Raw genomic sequence first — 19,959 nt, forward strand, 5'->3', positions numbered from 1 at the left:
GAGAGGGATCATGACCGAGAACACCAGCAAGAAGACCACCAGGAACATCGTCGTCACCGGGGCGTCCAGCGGGTTCGGCGCGCTCACGGTCAGGGCGCTCGCCGACGCGGGGCACACCGTCTACGCCGGCATGCGCCAGACCGCCGGCCGCAACGCGCCCGCCGTCGCGGAACTGGCCGAGTACGCGAGGGAGCACGGGGTCGACCTGCGCGCCGTCGAGATGGACGTCGGCGACCAGGCGTCGGTGGACGCGGCCGTCGAACGCATCATCGCCGAGGTCGGCCGCCTCGACGTGGTCGTGCACAACGCGGGGCACATGGTGCTCGGGCCGGCCGAGGCGTTCACCCCGGAGCAGCTGGCGGCCGTCTACGACGTCAACGTGCTGTCCACGCAGCGCGTCAACCGGGCCGCCCTGCCGCACCTGCGGGCCCAGGGCGACGGGCTCGTGGTGTGGGTCGGCTCCAGCAGCAGCCGGGGCGGCACCCCGCCCTACCTCGCCCCGTACTTCGCGGCGAAGGCGGCCGAGGACGCGCTGGCCGTGAGCTACGCGGCCGAGCTTGCGCGCTTCGGCATCGACACCACGATCGTGGTGCCCGGCGCCTTCACGAGCGGGACGAACCACTTCGCCCACGCAGGCCATGCGGAGACCGCGGAGGTCGTGGCCGCCTACGAGGAGCGCTACGCCGGCCTGCTCGACCAGGTGGCCGAGCGCCTGGCGCGGTTGACGCCGCCCGACGCCGACCCGGCGGAGGTGGCCCGCCAGATCGCCCGGGTGGTCGACCTGCCCAAGGGCCAGCGGCCGTTCCGCGTGCACGTCGACCCCGCGCACGACGGTGCCGAGGAGGTCTTCGACCACGGCGACCGCATCCGGGTCGACTTCTACCACCGCGTCGGCCTCGACGACCTGCTGCGCCCCGCCTGACCCGCGGAACCCGCCCGCGCCCGGCACCGCCGGGCGCGGGCTCCTCGCGTAGCGTTCCCCGCGTGAGCAGGGCCGACCTCGACAAGGACCCGCACGACGTCGCGGCGATGTTCGACGGCGTCGCGCGTCGCTATGACCTGACCAACACCGTGCTCACCGCGGGTCAGGACCGGCGGTGGCGGCGCATCACGCGGGACGCGCTCGGGCTGCGCCCCGGGGAGCGGGTGCTCGACCTCGCGGCGGGCACCTCCGTGTCGACCGTGGAGCTGCGGCACTCCGGCGCGTGGTGCGTCGCGGCCGACTTCTCCCTCGGCATGCTGCGGGCAGGCGCCCACCGCCCGGTGCCGAAGGTGGCCGCCGACGCGCTGCACCTGCCGTTCCGCGACGGGGTGTTCGACGCCGTGACGATCTCGTTCGGGCTGCGCAACATCAGCGACACCGAGGCGGCGCTCGCGGAGCTCGCGCGGGTCACGCGGCCCGGGGGGCGGCTCGTCGTGTGCGAGTTCGGCACGCCGACGGTCGCGCCGTTCCGGGTGGCCTACTACATCGGCCTCGAGCACGTGCTCCCCGCGATCGCCCGGCGGGTGTCGAGCAACCCCGAGGCCTACACATACCTGGGCGAGTCGATCCGCGACTGGCCGGCCCAGCCGGAGCTCGCCCGCCGCATCGCGAAGGCGGGCTGGAGCGACGTCGCCTGGCGGAACCTGGCTCTCGGCACCGTCGCGCTGCATCGCGCCACCCGCGCGGGCTGAGCCGACCGGCCCGGTCGACGGGCGAACCACCGGGCTGCGTAGGCGTACGGATGCGCTGCCCGGCGGGCCGGCGGACGCTCGGGCGCATGGACGAACCGCTCGGGCACCAGATCCCGGTACAACCGGCCGGGGAGTACGCCACGATCGACATCTCGCGGCAGAACGCGGTGCTCGCCGCGCTGCACGGTCCCGATCCGGCTCCCGCCGTTGCCGCGGTGCTCGCCGCTCCGCAGCGGTACGCCCCGCCGGTGCTCGCCGCCGCGGCCGCGGAGCTGTTCGTCGCGGGACGGCGCGACGAGGCGGTGTTCTGGTTCTACGCCGCCCAGCTGCGGGCCCGGTTCGACGCGAACCGGGCTGCGGACCCGACGGCCGGGGCCGCCGTCGCGGCGCTCACGCGGCACTACGGCCCGAGCATCAACCGCCACGCCTTCGCCGATCCGGCCGGGCTGCGGGCCGTCGTCGAGCGCGTGGTCGGGTGGGACCGGGCGACCCCGCACGACTACGACCACCGCTGGATCAACCTGCACGGCATGGGCGTCTTCACCGGTGCGACCGCGCTGAGCCGTCCGGCTGCGCAGTGGGGCGCGATCGCCGAGGGCACCCGCGAGGAGTACCTGCGGGGCCTCGAGGAGGCGCTGCGCGACCTGCCGTGAGAGTGGGTGTGGCCCCGCCGACGAGGGCCGGTCACCAACCTGCGCGGGCATCCCTCGACCAGGGTGCTTAGACTCAGTACGACTTCGTGAATCCGTTCACAAGGAGCCGCATTGGTCGCGCCCGAATCCACCACATCGGACGCCGACGTCATCGTCGTCGGCGCGGGTCCCGCGGGATCCACCGCCGCCGCATACCTCGCCAGGGCAGGACTGGACGTCCTGCTGCTGGAGAAGTCGACGTTCCCGCGGCCCAAGGTGTGCGGCGACGGCTTCACGCCGCGCGGCATGAAGCAGCTCATCGACCTCGGGATCGACTGCTCGCAAGCGAACGGTTGGCTGCACAACAAGGGCCTGCGGGTGGTGGGCGGCGGGGTCACCCTCGAGCTCGACTGGCCGACGCTCGCGAACTTCCCGAACTACGGGGCCGTGCGCCCCCGCCAGGACTTCGACGAGCTGCTCGTGCGCCACGCCGAAAAGCTCGGTGCCCGGTTGCACGAGGACACCACGGTCAGCGAGGCGATCACCGACGAGCGCACCGGCCGGGTCGTCGGCGTCAGGGGCACCGTCGGGAAGGGCAAGGAGAAACGCCCGGTCTCCTACCGCGCTCCGATCACCCTGGCCTGTGACGGCGTCAGCGCGCGGCTGGCGCTCTCCGTCGGGATGGTCAAGCGCGAGGACCGCCCGATGGGCGTGGCCGTGCGCCGCTACTACAACTCCCCGCGCACGCACGACGACTTCCTCGAGAGCCACCTGGAGCTGTGGGACCGCTCCGACCCGAAGAACCCGAAGCTGCTGCCCGGGTACGGCTGGATCTTCGGGATGGGCGACGGCACCTCCAACGTGGGGCTCGGGATCCTGTCCACGTCGAAGGCCTACGGCAGCACCGACTACCGCGCACTGCTCAAGTCGTGGCTGGACGGCACGCCGGAGGAGTGGGGCTACCGCGACGAGAACGCCGTGGGCACCGTCGGCGGTGCGGCCCTGCCGATGGGCTTCAACCGCACCCCGCACTACCGGCCGGGGCTGCTGCTGGTCGGCGACGCGGGCGGCATGGTCAACCCGTTCAACGGGGAGGGAATCGCCTACGCGATGGAGTCGGCCGCGATCGCGGCGCGCTGCGCGGTGCAGGCCCACGCCCGCTCCGGCGCATCGGCCGAGGCGGCGCTCGCCGGGTACCCGGCCGCGGTGAGCCAGGCGCTCGGCAGCTACTACCGCATCGGCAACCTGTTCTCGAAGCTCATCGGCAACCCGACGATCATGGGGATGGCCACGAAGTACGGCCTCCCGCGCACCACGCTCATGCGCTTCATCCTGAAGCTGCTCGCCAACCTGTACGACCCGAGGGACGGCGCGGTCAGCGACCGTCTGATCACCGCGATGACCAGGCTCACACCGAGCTTGTAGTAAGGCTTGCCTGGGTCCGGTCGGGCGCCGAGTCCGACCTAGGGTCCCGGGCGGAATCAATAAAGCGATTCGACAAAGAAGACGAAGACGAGACGACGAGGGTGAACGGATGCTCGACCCCTACCTCCCGCTGGTGCTGTTGTTCGCCCTGGCAGGTGCGTTCGCCCTGTTCTCGGTGACAGCGGCGCCGTACGTCGGCCCACGCCGCTACAACCGCGCCAAGCTCGACGCCTACGAGTGCGGCATCGAGCCGTCGCCCCAGCCGGTGGTGGGCGGGGGCCGGATGCCGGTCGCCTACTACCTCACGGCGATGCTGTTCATCCTGTTCGACATCGAGATGGTCTTCCTCTACCCGTTCGCGGTGAGCGCCGACGCGCTCGGCGTGTTCGGGCTGGTGGAGATCGTGCTGTTCATCGTCACGGTCGGCTTCGCGTACGTCTACGTCTGGCGTCGCGGCGGGCTGGATTGGAACTGAGATGGGTCTGGAAGAGCACCTGCCCAGCGGCGTACTGCTGACCAGCGTCGAGAAGCTGGTCAACTGGACGCGCAAGTCGTCGCTGTGGCCCGCCACGTTCGGGCTCGCCTGCTGCGCCATCGAGATGATGACCACCGGCGCGCCCCGCTACGACCTCGCACGCTTCGGCATGGAGGTCTTCCGCGCCTCGCCGCGCCAGGCGGACCTGATGATCGTCGCAGGCCGGGTGAGCAACAAGATGGCACCGGTCCTGCGCCAGATCTACGACCAGATGCCCGAGCCCCGCTGGGTGCTCGCGATGGGCGTCTGCGCCTCGTCCGGCGGGATGTTCAACAACTACGCGATCGTGCAGGGCGTCGACCACGTCGTGCCCGTCGACATGTACCTGCCGGGCTGCCCGCCGCGGCCGGAGATGCTGATGGACGCGATCCTCAAGATCCACGCCAAGATCATGGACGAGCCGCTCGGGTCGCGGCGGGCCGCCGAGTTGGCCGCGAGCGGCCACAAGACCGAGCTGGTGCCGTCGTCGATCAAGTACGCGAAGAAGAAGTGACGCGGGATGGCTGACGAGAACGCTGCTGACGACAAGAACAGCGACCCCAAGCCGGCCACCGGCACGCCCGGGTCCTCCGCGCAGCAGAGCGGGGCCGACGCCGTCGAGCAGCGGGCGCGAGGGGCGCAGGACGCGAAGGGCGGCGAGGTCGAGCAGGCCTCCGCCCCGATCGACGCGCCGTCCGGCACCGAGGCCGACGAGCAAACCACGCCCGAGGGCGGCACCCGCATCGGGCCCACCCGCGAGCGGCGCGGCATGTTCGGTGTCTCCGACTCCGGCGACACGTCCGGCTTCGGCGGCCTCCGCCTCCCCGCGCACGTGCCCGCCCCGGCCGAGCGCCCCTTCGGCGGCTGGTTCGACGACTTCGCCGACGAGTTCGGCGAGGCCCTCGCCGAGCGCGGCATCCCGCAGGGCGCCGTGCAGCAGATCACGATCGACCGCGGCGAGATCACCTTCTACGTGCGGCGCGAGTCGATCGTCGACGTCTGCCGCACGCTGCGCGACGAGGACGGCCTGCGCTTCGAGCTGTGCTCCTCGGTCTCCGGCGTCGACTACGGGGCGGACGTGCCGCAGCGGCTGCACGTCGTCTACCACCTCACGTCGATGACCTACCGTCGCCGCATCCGCCTCGAGGTGTCGGTCGACGTCGACGACCCGCACGTGCCGAGCGTCGTCGAGGTCTACCCCACGGCCGACTGGCACGAGCGCGAGACGTGGGACATGTTCGGCATCGTCTTCGACGGTCACCCGGCGCTCACCCGCATCCTCATGCCGGACGACTGGGACGGCCACCCGCAGCGCAAGGACTACCCGCTCGGCGGGATCCCGGTGGAGTACAAGGGCGCGGAGATCCCGCCCCCGGATCAAAGGCGGTCCTACACGTGACAGAGATCAGGGAAGACGCCTACGCCCCCGCGCGCGAGACCACCGAGGGCACCGTCTACACGGTCACCGGCGGCGACTGGGACACGTTCCTCGACGAGGAGCACGACGACCGCATCGTCATCAACATGGGACCGCAGCACCCGTCCACGCACGGCGTGCTGCGGCTGGTGCTCGAGCTCGAGGGCGAGACGGTGCAGCAGGCCCGCTCGGTGATCGGCTACCTGCACACCGGCATCGAGAAGAACTGCGAGTACCGCACCTGGACCCAGGGCGTCACGTTCGTGACGCGCATGGACTACCTCGCGCCGATCTTCAACGAGGTCGGCTACTGCCTCGCCGTCGAGAAGCTGCTGGGGGTGGAGGCGCCGCGCCGGGCGCAGGTGGCCCGCGTGCTGCTGATGGAGATCAACCGCATCGGCTCGCACCTGGTGTGCCTCGCCACCGGCGGGATGGAGCTCGGCGCGCTCACCGGCATGACGGCCGGGTTCCGCGAGCGCGAGGAGGTGCTCCACCTGCTGGAGTTCCTCACCGGCCTGCGGATGAACCACGCGTTCGTCCGCCCCGGCGGGCTCGCCCAGGACCTCCCCGATGGCTGGGAGGAGCGGGTCGCCGACTTCGTCTCGATCATGCGCAAGCGGCTGCCGGACTACGACAACCTGCTCACCGGCCAGCCGATCTGGCGCCAGCGCCTGGAGAACGTCGGCTACCTGCCGGTGGACGGCTGCCTCGCGCTCGGCGCCACCGGCCCGATCCTGCGCGCGGCCGGCCTGCCGTGGGATCTGCGCAAGATCGAGCCGTACTGCGGCTACGAGGAGTACGACTTCGAGGTCCCGGTGGCCACCGAGGCCGACTGCTACGCGCGCTACCGGCTGCGCCTCGCCGAGATCCACGAGTCGCTCAAGATCATCGAGCAGGCGGCGGCGAAGATGGAGCCGGGCCCGGTGATGGTCGAGGACCGCAAGGTCGCCTGGCCCGCGCAGCTGTCCATCGCCTCCGACGGCATGGGCAACAGCCTCGAGCACGTCCGCAAGATCATGGGTCAGTCGATGGAGTCGCTGATCCACCACTTCAAGCTGGTCACCGAGGGCTTCTCGGTGCCGGCGGGCCAGGTGTACACGGCGATCGAGTCGCCCCGCGGCGAGCTGGGCTACCACCTGGTGTCCGACGGCGGCACGAGGCCGGTGCGCGTCCACGTGCGCGACCCCAGCTTCGTGAACCTGCAGACGATGCCTGCGATGAGCGAGGGCGGCATGGTCGCCGACGTCATCGCGGCGGTCGCGTCGATCGACCCCGTCATGGGAGGTGTTGACCGGTGAGCGAGCTTGCGAGCGAACCAATGTCACAGCGCTCTGAGGCATTGTCGACCGAGCGCAGCGAGGTCGTGCGATGACTCTCCCGGAGGGAACGCCGGAGTCCTACGGCCCGATCACCGGGCCGGAGGAAGTGGTGTTCGAGTCCGTCGTCGAGGACGCCGGGCCGGTCGTCGAGAAGTTCGACGAGCTCACCCGGCAGCGCACGAAGGAGATCATCGCGCGCTACCCGCAGTCCCGGTCGGCGCTGCTGCCGCTGCTGCACCTGGTGCAGTCCGTGGAGGGTCACGTCAGCCAGGACGGCATCCGCTACTGCGCCGACGCGCTGGAGCTGACCACGGCCGAGGTGTCGGCCGTGGCCACCTTCTACACGATGTACAAGCGCACTCCGTGTGGCGAGCACCTGGTGAGCGTCTGCACCAACACGCTGTGCGCGGCCCTGGGCGGCGACGACATCTACAAGCGGCTGTCGGAGAAGCTCGGGGTCGGGCACGAGGAGACCGCGGGCGAGCCCGGGACAGAAGGCTCGATCACCCTGGAGCACGCCGAGTGCCTCGCGGCCTGCGACCTCGCGCCGGTGCTCCAGGTCAACTACGAGTACTTCGACAACCAGACGCTCGAGTCGGCCGAGGACCTCGTGGAGGCGCTGCAGCGGGGCGAGAAGCCGCACCCCACGCGGGGGGCCCCGCTCACCGACTTCCGCACGGTGGAGCTCGAGCTCGCCGGGATCTTCCCGGACCTGGAGACCAGCGTGGAAGGCCGGTCCGCGGCGCCGGAGTCGCTGCGCGGCGCGCAGCTCGCCTCCGAGCGCGGCTGGACCGCCCCCGCGATGCCCGACTCCCCGCCCGCGTTCCCTGCTCTGCCGGAGGGGAAGTAGCCCGGATGGAAGCTGTTGTGGATCAACTGACACCGGTGCTCACCCGGCGCTGGCAGTCGCCGCGCTCGTGGTCGATCGACACCTACGAGCAGCTGGAGGGCTACCAGGCCCTGCGGCACGCGCTCACCGCCCACCCCGACCAGCTCATCCAGCTGGTGAAGGACTCCGGCCTGCGCGGCCGGGGCGGGGCGGGCTTCCCCACCGGCCTGAAGTGGAGCTTCATCCCGCAGGGGCCCACCGGTCCGGGAGCCAAGCCCAAGTACCTCGTGGTGAACGCCGACGAGGGCGAGCCGGGCACCTGCAAGGACATCCCGACGATGATGGCCGACCCGCACTCGCTCATCGAGGGCTGCATCATCACGTGCTTCGCGATCCGCGCGAACTTCTGCGCGATCTACGTGCGGGGCGAGGCGCTGCACTGCATCCGCCGGGTGCGCCGGGCGGTGGAGGAGGCCCGCGCGAAGGGCTACCTCGGCACGAACATCCTCGGCTCCGGGTTCGACCTCGAGATCGTGGTGCACGCCGGTGCGGGCGCCTACATCTGCGGCGAGGAGACGGCGCTGCTCGACTCGCTCGAAGGTCGTCGCGGCCAACCTCGCCTCAAGCCTCCCTTCCCGGCCACGTCGGGGCTCTACGCCTCGCCGACAGTGGTGAACAACGTCGAGACCATCGCCTCGGTTCCCGCGATCGTGATGGGCGGCAGCGACTGGTTCCGGTCGATGGGCTCGGAGAAGAGCCCCGGCCCGAAGATCTACTCGGTGTCCGGCCACGTCGAGCGGCCCGGCCAGTACGAGGCGCCGCTCGGCATCACGCTGCGGCAGCTGCTGGAGCTCGCCGGCGGCATGAAGGACGGCATCCCGCTCAAGTTCTGGACCCCCGGCGGCTCGTCCACCCCGATCTTCACGGCCGAGCACCTCGACGTCCCGCTCGACTTCGAGGGCGCCGCCGCGGCGGGCTCGATGCTGGGCACCACGGCCGTGCAGGTCTTCAACGAGACCGTCTCCGTGCCGTGGGCCGTGATGAAGTGGACCGAGTTCTACAAGCACGAGTCGTGCGGCAAGTGCACGCCGTGCCGCGAGGGCACCTTCTGGCTGGTGCAGATCCTCGAGCGGATGGTGCACGGCCAGGGCACCGAGGCCGACGTCGAGACGATGCTCGACATCTGCGACAACATCCTCGGGCGATCCTTCTGCGCACTCGGCGACGGCGCGACGAGCCCGATCACGAGCGCCATCAAGTACTTCCGCCAGGAGTTCCTGGACCTCATCGCGGAGCAGCCCGCCGTGCAGCGTCCGGAACAGCTGGACGATCTGGTTGGAGCCCAGGCATGACGATCGCCCCCGAGGAGAAGAAGGAGGCGCGGCCCGTCCCCGAGGGCCACGTCCGCCTCACGATCGACGGGATCGAGGTCGACGCCCCCAAGGGTGAGATCCTGATCCGCACCTGTGAGCGGCTCGGCATCATCGTGCCGCGCTTCTGCGACCACCCGCTGCTCGACCCGGCCGGTGCGTGCCGCCAGTGCCTCGTCGAGGTGGAGATGGGCGGCAGGCCGATGCCGAAGCCGCAGGCCAGCTGCACCATGACCGTGGCGGACGGCATGGTCGTCAAGACCCAGCACTCCTCCCCGGTGGCCAAGAAGGCCCAGGAGGGGGTGATGGAGCTGCTGCTCATCAACCACCCGCTCGACTGCCCGATCTGCGACAAGGGCGGCGAGTGCCCCCTGCAGAACCAGGCGATGAGCACCGGGCGCACCGACTCCCGGTTCGTCGACACGAAGCGGACCTTCCCGAAGCCGCTCCCGATCTCCACGCAGGTGCTGCTGGACCGCGAGCGCTGCGTGCTCTGCCAGCGCTGCACCCGGTTCTCCGAGGAGATCGCCGGCGACCCCTTCATCGACCTGCTCGAGCGCGGTGCGCAGCAGCAGATCGGCGTGGCCGAGGACAAGCCGTTCCAGAGCTACTTCTCCGGCAACACCATCCAGATCTGCCCGGTCGGCGCGCTCACCAGCGCCGCCTACCGGTTCCGCTCCCGCCCGTTCGACCTCGTCTCCACGCCCGGCGTCGACGAGCACACCTCGAGTGGTGCCGCGATCCGCATCGACACCCGCCGGGGCACGGTCATGCGCAGGCTGTCGGGCAACGACCCCGACGTCAACGAGGAGTGGATCGACGACAAGACCCGGTTCGGGTTCCGGTACCTGAAGTCGAAGGGCCGCATCACCCGGCCGCTCGTCCGCGGCGCCGACGGGCAGCTGGCCGAGGCGTCGTGGACCGAGGCGCTGCGCGTCGCGGCCGACGGCCTGCTGGCGGCCCGCGACGGCGGGATCGGGGTGCTGGCCGGTGGCCGGCTCACCGTCGAGGACGCCTACGCGTACGGCAAGTTCGCGCGCGTCGCCGCCGGCACCAACGACGTCGACTTCCGGGCGCGGGTGAACTCGGCCGAGGAGCTGGAGTTCCTCGCCTCGCACGTCGTCGGGAAGGGCCCCGAGCACCTCAGCTACACCCGCCTCGAGGCCGCGCCCGCCGTGCTCTGCGTCGCGCTGGAGCCCGAGGAGGAGGCGCCGATCGTCTACCTGCGGCTGCGCAAGGCGGCCCGCAAGCACGGTCAGCGCGTCTTCCACCTCGGCCAGTGGACCACCCCGGCCGTCGAGCGCACGTCGCTCGAGACCGGCGCCGCCGCACCGGCGGCCAAGGACAACCTGATCCCGGCGGTGCCGGGGGCCGAGGCCGCCGTACTGGCCGACCTGCCGGAGCACGTCGTGGACGCGCTGCGGGGAGGGGGCGTGATCCTGGTCGGCGAGCGCGCCGCCGAGGTGCCCGGCCTCTACTCCGCCGTCGCGGCCCTCGGACAGCGCACCGGCGCGGCGATCGGCTGGGTCCCGCGCCGCGCGGGTGACCGCGGTGCCCTCGACGCGGGCGCCGTGCCCACGCTGCTGCCCGGCGGCCGCCCGGTGGCCGACGCCGCCGCGCGGGCCGAGGCCGAGCGGGCGTGGGGCCTCGCGGCGGGAACGCTGCCGGACACCCCCGGCCGCGACACCGACGAGATCCTCGCCGCCGCCGCGAACGGCGAGCTGGCTGCGCTGGTCGTCGGCGGAGTCGACCCCTACGACCTCGCCGACCCGGCCGCCGCGCTGGCGGCGCTGCGCGACGTCGGGTTCCTCGTGAGCCTGGAGCTGCACTCCTCGGCCGTCACCGAGCTGGCCGACGTGGTGCTGCCGGTGGCCCCGGACGCCCAGCGCGCGGGCAGCTACCTGAACTGGGAGGGACGGCGCCGCGAGTTCGGCCCGGCCCTCGACGCGAGCGGCGTGCTCCCGGACTGCCGCGTCCTGGACACCCTCGCCGTCGAGATGGACGTCGACCTGTTCACCCAGACGCCCGCGGCCGCCGCGGGCGAGCTCTCCCGGCTCGGCAGCTGGGCGGGTGCCGCCCCGGCCGCGCCGACCGTTCCGGCGAGCGAGCCGCTGCGGCCCGGGTTCGGGCAGGCCGTGCTCTCCAGCTGGCGCCAGCTGATCGACGGCTCGACCCTCACGACGGACGAGCCTGCGCTGGCCGGAACCGCGCGCCCGGCGTACGTCCGGGTGAACGCCGCTACGGCGGAGGTGCTCGGGCTGACCGAGGGCGCCCCCGCCACCGTGCGCACCGACCGCGGCGAGATCACGCTGCCGGTGGCGCTGGCCGACCTGCCCGACGGCGTGGTGTGGCTGCCGGGCAACTCGGGTGACTCCCGTGTCCGCACCGTCCTCGGCGCCGGCCACGGCGACCTGGTGGGGGTGACGGCATGAACCTGGCGCAGGCGCAGGAGGGCATGAACCGGGCGCAGGAGCTGCTGGCGGACGACCCGCTGTGGCTGATCCTGCTGAAGGTCGTGGCGCTGTTCGCGATCGGCGTGGTGCTGACGCTCTTCATGATCAACTGGGAGCGCAAGGTGGTGGGCCGGATGCAGCAGCGTCCCGGCCCGAACCGCACCGGCCCGGGAGGCTGGCTCCAGTCGCTTGCGGACGGGCTCAAGCTCGCCTTCAAGGAAGACATCATGCCGGTGATGGCCGACAAGCGGGTGTACTTCATCGCCCCGGTCATCTCGACGATCCCGGCGTTCGTGGCGTTCTCCGTGATCCCGTTCGGCGGCGAGGTGTCGATCTTCGGCGAGCCGACGGTGCTGCAGCTGGTCGACCTTCCGGTCGGGGTGCTGGTGGTGCTGGCCTGCTCCTCGATCGGGGTGTACGGGATCGTGCTGGGCGGCTGGGCGTCCGGGTCGCCGTACCCGCTGCTCGCGGCGCTGCGCAGCGCGGCGCAGGTGATCTCCTACGAGATCGCGCTCGGCCTGTCGATCGTGGGCGTGATCCTCTACGCCGGGTCGCTGTCCACCGCCGACATCGTGGCCTCGCAGGCAAGCGGCTGGTACCTGCTGCTTCTGGCGCCGAGCTTCGTGGCGTTCGTGATCTCGATGGTCGGGGAGACCAACCGGGCCCCGTTCGACCTGCCGGAGGCGGAGTCGGAGCTGGTGGGCGGGTTCCACACCGAGTACTCGTCGCTGAAGTTCGCGCTGTTCTTCCTGGCCGAGTACGTGAACATGGTGACGGTGTCGGCGATGGCCACCACCCTGTTCCTGGGTGGCGGGATGTGGCCGTGGCCGCTGTCGTTCCTCAACGGCAACGGCTGGCTGCAGTTCGTGGCGTTCCTGATCAAGACGTTCGTGTTCCTGTTCGTGTTCATCTGGTTGCGGGGCACGCTGCCGCGGTTGCGCTACGACCAGTTCATGCGGCTGGGCTGGAAGGTCCTGGTGCCGGGCAGCCTGCTGTGGATCCTGGCGATCTTCGCGATCCGGACCTGGCGGACCAGCGGTGGTCAGGTGTCGGCGTTGCTGATCGGGTTGGGGATCGCGCTGGCGGTGGTGCTGCTGGTGGCGTTCCTGGTGCCGGACCGCAAGGTGGAGGGCCCGGCGATGGTGGAGCCTGCCTCGGACTACCCGGTGCCCCCGCTCGACCTGGTGGTGCCCAAGCCGCCACGGCACAAGCTGCGCCCCCGCCGCGTGGAGACCACCGCGGCGGATCGGACGCCCGCTCTCAGCGGGAAGGAGACCGAGTAGATGTTCGACTTCTTCAAGGGCTTCGGCGTCACCTTCGGGACGATGTTCAAGAAGGTCGTCACCGAGGAGTACCCGGAGGACTTCCCGCCCGCCGCGCCGCGCTACCACGGCCGGCACCAGCTCAACCGGCACCCGGACGGGCTGGAGAAGTGCGTGGGCTGCGAGCTGTGCGCATGGGCGTGTCCCGCCGACGCGATCTACGTGGAGGGCGGCGACAACACCGAGGAGGAGCGCTACTCGCCCGGTGAGCGCTACGGCGCGATCTACCAGATCAACTACCTGCGCTGCATCGGCTGCGGCCTGTGCATCGAGGCCTGCCCCACGCGGTCGCTCACGATGACCAACTTCTACGAGCTGGCCGACGACAACCGGCAGGACCTGATCTACACCAAGGAGCAGTTGCTCGCGCCGCTGCTGCCCGGCATGGAGCAGCCGCCGCACCCGATGCGGCTGGGCGACAACGAGCAGGACTACTACGTGCAGGGTCCGGTGCTCGCCCGCAAGGGAGCCGAGAACGACCCGGTGGGGGAGCAGGTCAAGTGACTCTCGATCTCCTCGCCCAGGCCGCGCCCGCGGGCGACGTCGTCAGCACCGGCGAGGCCATCACGTTCTGGGTCCTCGGCCCGCTCGCCCTGCTCGGCGCGCTCGGCATGGTGTTCGCCCGCAACGCCGTGCACTCCGCGCTCGGGCTGATCGGCACGATGTTCAGCCTGGCGATCCTCTACATCGTGCAGCAGGCGCCGTTCCTGGGCTTCGTGCAGATCATCGTCTACACCGGCGCCGTGATGATGCTGTTCCTGTTCGTCCTGATGCTGGTCGGACGGGACAGCTCGGACTCGGTCGTCGAGGTGCTGCGCGGGCAGCGGCTCGCGGCGCTCGCACTGGGCGTCGGGCTGGCGGTGCTGCTGGTGGCCACCGTCGGCCGCTCGCTCACCTCGGTCACCCCGGTCGGCCTCGCCGCCGGCGGCGCCGGCTCCTCCGGCAACGTCACGGGGCTCGGCGCGCTGATCTTCACCGACTACCTGTTCGCCTTCGAGCTCACCTCGGCGCTGCTCATCACGGCGGCGCTGGGCGCCATGGTGCTGGGGTACGCGCAGGGCCGCGGCCACGCCAAGCGCGGGCAGCGGGCCACCGTGGAGGCGCGGCTGCGCGGCGAGCACGACCGGATCTCCCCGCTGCCCGGCCCCGGCGTCTACGCCACCGGCAACTCGGTCGCGGTGCCGGCCGTGCTGCCCGACGGCTCGATCGCGCCGGAGTCCATCTCCGCGATCATCGACGCCACTCCGGTGCGCGAGATCGAGGACGAGCCCGGCCCCGACGCCCACGCCCTCACCGGCGGCCGCGCCGAGCACGACGAAACCGCCGAGGAGTCCAAGTGACCCCCACCTACTACCTGCTGCTCTCCGCGCTGCTGTTCTCGATCGGCGCGGTCGGCGTGCTGGTGCGGCGCAACGCGATCGTCGTGTTCATGTGCATCGAGCTGATGCTGAACGCCGTCAACCTCTCGCTGGTCACGTTCGCCCGCATCCACGGCGAGCTCGACGGCCAGGTCATGGCGTTCTTCGTGATGGTGGTGGCCGCGGCGGAGGTCGTCGTCGGTCTCGCGATCATCATGTCGATCTTCCGCACCCGCCGGACCGCGTCGATCGACGACGCGAACCTGCTCAAGTACTGAGGCAAGGAGCTCCCCGTGCCAAGCCGTCGTCCGACAGGCGCGCTCGCGCCGGAGGTTCAGGAAAGCCACTTTCCTGGCCTTGGCGGTCCTGCCATGTGTGTCTGGTGGCTGAATGCCGTCGTGAAGCAGGCAGACAGCCACCAGTGGCGTGGCTGTGGCTTTCCTGAACTCGGAGCCCGCTCGTGAACGCGATGCTCGCGGCCGCTGAGCTGCCGCATGTCGGCGCCGCGGCCGGCATGGCCTCGCTCGCCTGGCTGCTGTTCGCGCTCCCCGCGGCGGGTGCGCTCGTGCTGTTCGTCCTCGGGCGGCGCGCGGACGCGTGGGGTCACTGGCTGGGCGCGCTCACGGTGGCCGGGTCGTTCGTGATCGGCCTGCTGATCTTCCTGGAGACGGCGGGGCTCGCGCCCGAGGAACGCACCCGGGAGCTGTCGCTCTTCCAGTGGATCGCCGTCGGCGACCTCTCCGTCGACTTCGGGATGCGGCTCGACCCGCTGTCGCTCACGTTCGTGCTGCTCATCACCGGCGTCGGTGGGCTGATCCACCTGTACGCCGTCGGGTACATGGCACCGCACGGTGACGGCGAGCCAAGCGACGCATCGGCGCGCAGGCGGTTCTTCGCGCAGTTCAACCTGTTCGTCACGGCGATGCTGCTGCTGGTACTCGGCAACAACTTCGTGATGCTCTACCTCGGCTGGGAGGGCGTCGGCCTGGCGTCCTACCTGCTGATCGGCTTCTACCAGGACCGCCCGTCGGCCGCCACGGCCGCGAAGAAGGCGTTCCTGATGAACCGCGTCGGTGACGTCGGGCTCGCGCTCGCGATCTTCCTGCTCTGGACGAACCTGGGCACGCTGCAGTACACCGAGGTCTTCGAGCGGATCGGCGAGATCGACGGCGGCACGATCATCGCGATCACCGTGCTGCTGCTGCTCGGGGCGTGCGGCAAGTCCGGCCAGTTCCCGCTGCAGGCATGGCTCCCGGACGCGATGGAGGGCCCCACGCCGGTCTCGGCGCTGATCCACGCGGCAACGATGGTCACCGCGGGCGTCTACCTCATCGCGCGCACGAGCCCGATCTACAACCTGACCGAGACCGGGCGGCTGGTCGTCGCGCTGGTCGGCGTGATCACCCTGCTGATCGGGGCGATCATCGGCTGCGCCTACGACGACATCAAGAAGGTGCTCGCCTACTCGACGGTGAGCCAGATCGGCTACATGATCCTCGCGGTCGGGCTCGGCCCGGCCGGCTACGCGCTGGGCATCTTCCACCTGCTCACCCACGGCTTCTTCAAGGCGGGGCTCTTCCTCGGCGCAGGCTCGGTGATGCACGCGATGCACGACGACGTCGACATGCGCCGCTACGGCGGGCTCGCCCGCTACATGCCGATCACGTTCGTGACGTTCGGGCTGGGCTACCTGGCGCTGATCGGCTTCCCGTTCCTGTCCGGGTACTTCTCGAAGGACGAGATCATCGCCGCGTCCTTCGGCCAGCCCGGATGGCAGGGCTGGGTGTTCGGCGGCGCGGCCACGCTCGCGGCCGGGCTCACCGCGTTCTACATGACGCGGCTGATGTTCATGACGTTCTTCGGCGAGAAGCGCTGGGAGAAGCTGAAGAGCGCCGACGGCCACGACTACCACCCGCACGAGTCGCCCGCCGTCATGACGCTCCCGATGATCGTGCTGGCGTTCGGCTCGGTCGGTGCGGGCTTCCTGCTCAACTACAACCACGTCCTGGTCGACTGGCTCGCCCCGTCGCTGGGTGAGCTGGAGGAGCCGCACGGCGGCGCGATCGCCCACGAGTACGTGCCGTTCCTGGTGGTCGGCTTCTCCGCGCTCGGCGTGCTGATCGCCTGGCTCACGGTGGGCCGCCGGCCGACGCCGGTGGAGCGGCCCGAGCCGGTGGCGCTGCCGGTGCGCGCGGCCCGCAAGGACCTGTACGCCAACGCGATCAACGAGGCGCTCATCGCGCGGCCGGGCACCTGGCTCGCGCGTGCGCTCGTCTACCTGGACAACCGCGGCGTCGACGGGGTGGTCAACGGCACCGCCGCCCTGCTCGGGGGCAGCTCGGGCCGGCTGCGCAGGCTGCAGACCGGCTTCGTCCGCTCGTACGCGCTCTCCATGCTCGGCGGCGGGGTCCTCGTCGTCGCGGCCCTGCTTGCGGTGCGGTTCGCATGAACGACGGAGGAAGCGTGCTTCTCCTGATCCTGCTGGTGCTGCCGCTCGTCGGCGCGCTGGTCGTCGCGCCGATGACGGGCAACCCGCGCGGCGCCAAGCTCACCGCGATGGGCTTCGCGCTGGCGTCGCTGGTGCTCACGGTCATCACATGGCTGTCGTACTCGCCCTCGGCCGTGGAGAACGGCTCGCGGTTCCAGCTCGAGCTCTCCGTGCCGTGGATCCCGGCGTTCGGCACGAGCTTCGCCCTCGGCATCGACGGCATCGCGCTCGTGATGCTCGCGCTGATCGCGGTGCTCATGCCGATCGTGATGGGCTTCTCCTGGAACCAGGAGATCCCGGAGGGACGCACGGAGTCCGGCTTCTTCGCGCTGCTGCTGGCCACCCAGGGCCTGCTCGTCGGGGTGTTCGCCGCCACCGACGTGTTCCTGTTCTACGTGTTCTTCGAGGCCATGCTGATCCCGATGTACTTCCTCATCGGGCGCTTCGGCGGGCCGCGCAGGCAGTACGCCGCGGTGAAGTTCTTCCTGTACTCGCTGCTCGGCGGGCTGATCATGCTGGCGTCGGTGATCGGGCTGTACGTCGTGAGCGGCACGGCCCTCGGCGAGGCGACCTTCTCCTGGGAGGAACTCCAGTCGATCGCCGCCACGGTGCCGGAGTCCACGCAGATCTGGCTCTTCCTCGGCTTCTTCGTCGCGTTCGCGATCAAGGCGCCGCTGGTGCCCTTCCACACGTGGCTGCCCGACGCCGGTGCCGAGGCCCCGATCGGGGCCGGCGTGCTGCTCGTCGGCGTGCTGGACAAGGTCGGCACGTTCGGGTTCCTGCGCTACTGCCTGCCGCTGTTCCCGCTCGCGTCCCAGCGGCTCGCCCCGCTCGTGCTCACGCTCGCGGTGATCGGGATCCTGTACGCCGCGCTGCTCGCCGTGGCGCAGACCGACCTGAAGCGGTTCGTGTCCTACACCTCGATCGCCCACTTCGGGTTCATCGCGCTGGGCGTCTTCGCCTTCTCCAGCCAGGCGTTCGCCGGGGCCACGCTGTATATGGTCAACCACGGCATCACGACCGGGATGCTGTTCATCGTGATCGGCTTCCTCATCGTGCGCGGTGGGTCCCGCCTGATCGGCGACTACGGCGGCGTGCACAAGCTCGCGCCGCTGCTCGCGGGCACGTTCCTGCTCGCGGGGCTCGCGTCGCTGGCGCTGCCGGGCACCAACTCGTTCGTCAGCGAGTTCCTGGTGCTGCTCGGCTCGTTCCCGCGGGAGCCGGTCTACACGATCCTGGCCACCGTCGGGATCATCTTCGCGGCGCTGTACGTGCTCTGGGTCTACCAGCAGACCATGCAGGGCCCGGTGCGCGGCGCCGCGGTGCTCGGCGCGCTGGAGCGGGCAGGCGGACCCGGCACGATGATCGCCCCGGAGGCCGCGGCGAAGAAGGGTGCCTTCCCCGACCTGTCCGGCCGGGAGATCGCCGTGCTCACGCCCCTGATCGTGTTGATCATCGCGCTCGGCTTCTTCCCGGGCCCGGTGCTCGACGTCATCAACCCGTCGGTGGTGGCCACCATGAACGAGGTGGGCCTCTCCGACCCGGTGGGAGGAATTCGGTGACCCCGCTCGCCCAGGGCTCGCTCAGCGTGCCCCCCATCGACTACGCCGCGATCGCGCCACTGCTGATCGTGCTCGGCGCGGCCTGCGTGGCCGTGCTCGTCGAGGCGTTCCTGCCGCGGCACCAGCGCTGGCCCGCGCAGGTGGCCCTCTCCGTCGTCGCGCTCGGCGGTGCCGGGCTCGCGCTCGGCCTGTACACGGGCAGCAGCCCGGACGGCATCACCACGATCGCCGACGCGCTCGCCGTGGACCGGCCCACGCTGTTCCTGTGGGGCGCGCTGCTGGCGCTCGGGCTGGCGAGCGTGCTGCTGATCGCCGACCGCTCCGTGGAGCCGGGCGGGGCCATCCTCGCGTCGGCCGCGTCGCGTGCTGCCATCGGCGGCGGCACGAGCTCGCTCACCGAGCCCCCGCAGGACCGCTCCTACGGCGCGCCAGGGCTCGCGCCCACCATGCAGACCGAGGTCTTCCCGTTCACGCTCTTCGCGCTCGGCGGGATGATGACGTTCGTCGCGGCGAACGACCTGCTCACGATGTTCGTGGCGCTCGAGGTGCTGTCGCTGCCGCTCTACCTGATGTGCGGGCTCGCCCGGCGGCGCAGGCTGCTCTCGCAGGAGGCGGCCGTCAAGTACTTCCTGCTGGGGGCGTTCGCGTCGGCGTTCTTCCTCTACGGGCTCGCGCTGATCTACGGGTACGCCGGGTCGGTGCGGTTCACCGAGATCGCGCAGGCCTCCGTCGGCTCCGCGGCGTCCGACGCGCTGCTGCTCGGCGGGCTCGCGCTGCTGGTCGTCGGCCTGATGTTCAAGGGCTCGGTCGGGCCGTTCCACACGTGGACGCCCGACGTCTACCAGGGCGCCCCCACACCGGTCACCGCGTTCATGGCGGCCTGCACCAAGGTCGCCGCCTTCGGGGCGATCGTGCGGGTGCTGCACGTCGCGTTCGGTGACATGCGCTGGGAGTGGCGCGGCGTGCTGTGGGCCGTGGCGATCGTCTCGATGGCGATCGGCGCGGTGCTCGGCCTGACCCAGACCGACATCAAGCGCATGATCGCCTACTCGTCCGTGGCCCACGCGGGCTTCCTGCTGCTGGGTGCCATGGCCGTCACGGACGCGGGCGTCTCGAGCACGCTGTTCTACCTGCTGGCCTACGGCTTCACCACCATCGCGGTGTTCGGCGTGATCAGCCTGGTCCGCGACGCCGACGGTGAGGCCACCCACCTCTCGCAGTGGGCCGGCCTGGCGAAGCGCTCACCGGTCGTCGCGGGCGTGATGACGTTCCTGCTGCTCGCGCTCGCAGGCATCCCGCTCACGAGCGGGTTCACCGCCAAGTTCGCGGTGTTCGCCGCTGCGCTCGGGGACGGGATGGCGCCGCTCGTGGTGATCGCGCTGGTGGCGAGCGCCGTGGCCGCCTTCTTCTACATCCGCGTGATCGTGCTGATGTACTTCAGCGAGCCCGCCGCCGACGGACCGACCGTCACCGTGCCCGGTGCGTTCACCACGGCGGCGATCACGCTCGGTGTGATCGTCACGCTACTGCTCGGGATCGCGCCGACGCTGGCGCTCAACTGGGCAGCGGGCGGCGGCTTCGTCGGCTGAGGACCGT

The 19,959-nt window shown here is 70.9% G+C and carries 18 protein-coding genes; all 18 read left to right on the forward strand.

The annotated features are described in order from the left end of the window. The first annotated feature begins 10 nt into the window (after positions 1 to 10). The 18 genes from FHX44_RS20220 to nuoN all read left to right on the forward strand — a co-directional run bounded on the left by FHX44_RS20220 (position 11) and on the right by nuoN (position 19,952). The gene (locus FHX44_RS20220; RefSeq protein ID WP_147257228.1) at positions 11 to 922 is read left to right on the forward strand and encodes an SDR family oxidoreductase; all 912 of its coding nucleotides are present in this window, start codon (positions 11 to 13) and stop codon (positions 920 to 922) included. 62 nt (positions 923 to 984) lie between these two features. Continuing rightward, a complete protein-coding gene (locus tag FHX44_RS20225) occupies positions 985 to 1,674 on the forward strand; it encodes a demethylmenaquinone methyltransferase (RefSeq protein WP_147257229.1) in 690 nt (229 codons plus the stop codon). Positions 1,675 to 1,760: 86 nt separating this feature from the next. Further along, positions 1,761 to 2,327 (forward strand): hypothetical protein, encoded by a 567-nt coding sequence (locus FHX44_RS20230; RefSeq protein WP_147257230.1) that lies wholly within the window; start codon positions 1,761 to 1,763, stop codon positions 2,325 to 2,327. Between the two features lie 111 nt (positions 2,328 to 2,438). Continuing rightward, a complete protein-coding gene (locus FHX44_RS20235; RefSeq protein ID WP_147257231.1) occupies positions 2,439 to 3,731 on the forward strand; it encodes a geranylgeranyl reductase family protein in 1,293 nt (430 codons plus the stop codon). Between the two features lie 109 nt (positions 3,732 to 3,840). After that, entirely contained in the window at positions 3,841 to 4,206 is a 366-nt protein-coding gene (locus tag FHX44_RS20240) for an NADH-quinone oxidoreductase subunit A (protein ID WP_147257232.1), read from the forward strand. A 1-nt stretch (position 4,207) separates the two neighbouring features. Next, positions 4,208 to 4,759 (forward strand): NuoB/complex I 20 kDa subunit family protein, encoded by a 552-nt coding sequence (locus FHX44_RS20245; protein WP_147257233.1) that lies wholly within the window; start codon positions 4,208 to 4,210, stop codon positions 4,757 to 4,759. A gap of 6 nt (positions 4,760 to 4,765) precedes the next feature. Further along, on the forward strand, positions 4,766 to 5,644 hold the full coding sequence (locus tag FHX44_RS20250) for an NADH-quinone oxidoreductase subunit C (RefSeq protein ID WP_246170494.1): 879 nt from the start codon (positions 4,766 to 4,768) through the stop codon (positions 5,642 to 5,644). Next, on the forward strand, positions 5,641 to 6,960 hold the full coding sequence (locus tag FHX44_RS20255) for an NADH-quinone oxidoreductase subunit D (protein WP_147257234.1): 1,320 nt from the start codon (positions 5,641 to 5,643) through the stop codon (positions 6,958 to 6,960). The genes FHX44_RS20250 and FHX44_RS20255 overlap by 4 nt, the downstream gene beginning before the upstream one ends. Positions 6,961 to 7,030: 70 nt before the next feature. Beyond that, the gene (gene nuoE, locus FHX44_RS20260; RefSeq protein WP_147257236.1) at positions 7,031 to 7,831 is read left to right on the forward strand and encodes an NADH-quinone oxidoreductase subunit NuoE; all 801 of its coding nucleotides are present in this window, start codon (positions 7,031 to 7,033) and stop codon (positions 7,829 to 7,831) included. A gap of 5 nt (positions 7,832 to 7,836) precedes the next feature. Next, positions 7,837 to 9,162, forward strand: coding sequence for an NADH-quinone oxidoreductase subunit NuoF (nuoF, locus tag FHX44_RS20265; protein ID WP_147257237.1), 1,326 nt, complete (start codon positions 7,837 to 7,839; stop codon positions 9,160 to 9,162). Further along, entirely contained in the window at positions 9,159 to 11,612 is a 2,454-nt protein-coding gene (locus tag FHX44_RS20270) for an NADH-quinone oxidoreductase subunit G (RefSeq protein WP_147257238.1), read from the forward strand. Before nuoF ends, FHX44_RS20270 begins: the two co-directional genes overlap by 4 nt. A gap of 23 nt (positions 11,613 to 11,635) precedes the next feature. Then, the gene (gene nuoH / locus FHX44_RS20275; protein ID WP_147261332.1) at positions 11,636 to 12,916 is read left to right on the forward strand and encodes an NADH-quinone oxidoreductase subunit NuoH; all 1,281 of its coding nucleotides are present in this window, start codon (positions 11,636 to 11,638) and stop codon (positions 12,914 to 12,916) included. Then, positions 12,917 to 13,459, forward strand: coding sequence for an NADH-quinone oxidoreductase subunit NuoI (gene nuoI / locus FHX44_RS20280; protein ID WP_147257239.1), 543 nt, complete (start codon positions 12,917 to 12,919; stop codon positions 13,457 to 13,459). After that, a complete protein-coding gene (locus FHX44_RS20285) occupies positions 13,456 to 14,295 on the forward strand; it encodes an NADH-quinone oxidoreductase subunit J (RefSeq protein ID WP_147257240.1) in 840 nt (279 codons plus the stop codon). Before nuoI ends, FHX44_RS20285 begins: the two co-directional genes overlap by 4 nt. After that, positions 14,292 to 14,591 carry an NADH-quinone oxidoreductase subunit NuoK gene (nuoK, locus tag FHX44_RS20290; protein WP_147257241.1) on the forward strand — a complete coding sequence of 100 codons (300 nt, stop codon included), beginning with the start codon at positions 14,292 to 14,294 and terminating at the stop codon, positions 14,589 to 14,591. Before FHX44_RS20285 ends, nuoK begins: the two co-directional genes overlap by 4 nt. A 236-nt stretch (positions 14,592 to 14,827) precedes the next feature. Next, a complete protein-coding gene (nuoL, locus tag FHX44_RS20295; RefSeq protein WP_147261333.1) occupies positions 14,828 to 16,762 on the forward strand; it encodes an NADH-quinone oxidoreductase subunit L in 1,935 nt (644 codons plus the stop codon). Next, a complete protein-coding gene (locus FHX44_RS20300) occupies positions 16,759 to 18,363 on the forward strand; it encodes an NADH-quinone oxidoreductase subunit M (RefSeq protein WP_147257242.1) in 1,605 nt (534 codons plus the stop codon). The genes nuoL and FHX44_RS20300 overlap by 4 nt, the downstream gene beginning before the upstream one ends. Next, positions 18,360 to 19,952, forward strand: a complete 1,593-nt coding sequence (nuoN, locus tag FHX44_RS20305) for an NADH-quinone oxidoreductase subunit NuoN (RefSeq protein WP_147257243.1) — start codon at positions 18,360 to 18,362, stop codon at positions 19,950 to 19,952. Before FHX44_RS20300 ends, nuoN begins: the two co-directional genes overlap by 4 nt. The last annotated feature ends 7 nt before the right edge of the window (positions 19,953 to 19,959 follow it).

Origin of the sequence: Pseudonocardia hierapolitana, assembly GCF_007994075.1 — a bacterium.
Lineage (GTDB): Bacteria > Actinomycetota > Actinomycetes > Mycobacteriales > Pseudonocardiaceae > Pseudonocardia > Pseudonocardia hierapolitana.

What these genes read in the sequence shown, in the direction of transcription:
- FHX44_RS20220 (WP_147257228.1), top strand. Translation starts at nt 11, where the DNA reads ATGACCGAGAACACCAGCAAGAAGACCACCAGGAACATCGTCGTCACC.
- FHX44_RS20230 (WP_147257230.1), top strand. Translation starts at nt 1,761, where the DNA reads ATGGACGAACCGCTCGGGCACCAGATCCCGGTACAACCGGCCGGGGAG.
- FHX44_RS20240 (WP_147257232.1), top strand. Translation starts at nt 3,841, where the DNA reads ATGCTCGACCCCTACCTCCCGCTGGTGCTGTTGTTCGCCCTGGCAGGT.
- FHX44_RS20245 (WP_147257233.1), top strand. Translation starts at nt 4,208, where the DNA reads ATGGGTCTGGAAGAGCACCTGCCCAGCGGCGTACTGCTGACCAGCGTC.
- FHX44_RS20250 (WP_246170494.1), top strand. Translation starts at nt 4,766, where the DNA reads ATGGCTGACGAGAACGCTGCTGACGACAAGAACAGCGACCCCAAGCCG.
- nuoE (WP_147257236.1), top strand. Translation starts at nt 7,031, where the DNA reads ATGACTCTCCCGGAGGGAACGCCGGAGTCCTACGGCCCGATCACCGGG.
- nuoF (WP_147257237.1), top strand. Translation starts at nt 7,837, where the DNA reads ATGGAAGCTGTTGTGGATCAACTGACACCGGTGCTCACCCGGCGCTGG.
- FHX44_RS20270 (WP_147257238.1), top strand. Translation starts at nt 9,159, where the DNA reads ATGACGATCGCCCCCGAGGAGAAGAAGGAGGCGCGGCCCGTCCCCGAG.
- nuoH (WP_147261332.1), top strand. Translation starts at nt 11,636, where the DNA reads ATGAACCGGGCGCAGGAGCTGCTGGCGGACGACCCGCTGTGGCTGATC.
- nuoI (WP_147257239.1), top strand. Translation starts at nt 12,917, where the DNA reads ATGTTCGACTTCTTCAAGGGCTTCGGCGTCACCTTCGGGACGATGTTC.
- nuoL (WP_147261333.1), top strand. Translation starts at nt 14,828, where the DNA reads ATGGCCTCGCTCGCCTGGCTGCTGTTCGCGCTCCCCGCGGCGGGTGCG.
- FHX44_RS20300 (WP_147257242.1), top strand. Translation starts at nt 16,759, where the DNA reads ATGAACGACGGAGGAAGCGTGCTTCTCCTGATCCTGCTGGTGCTGCCG.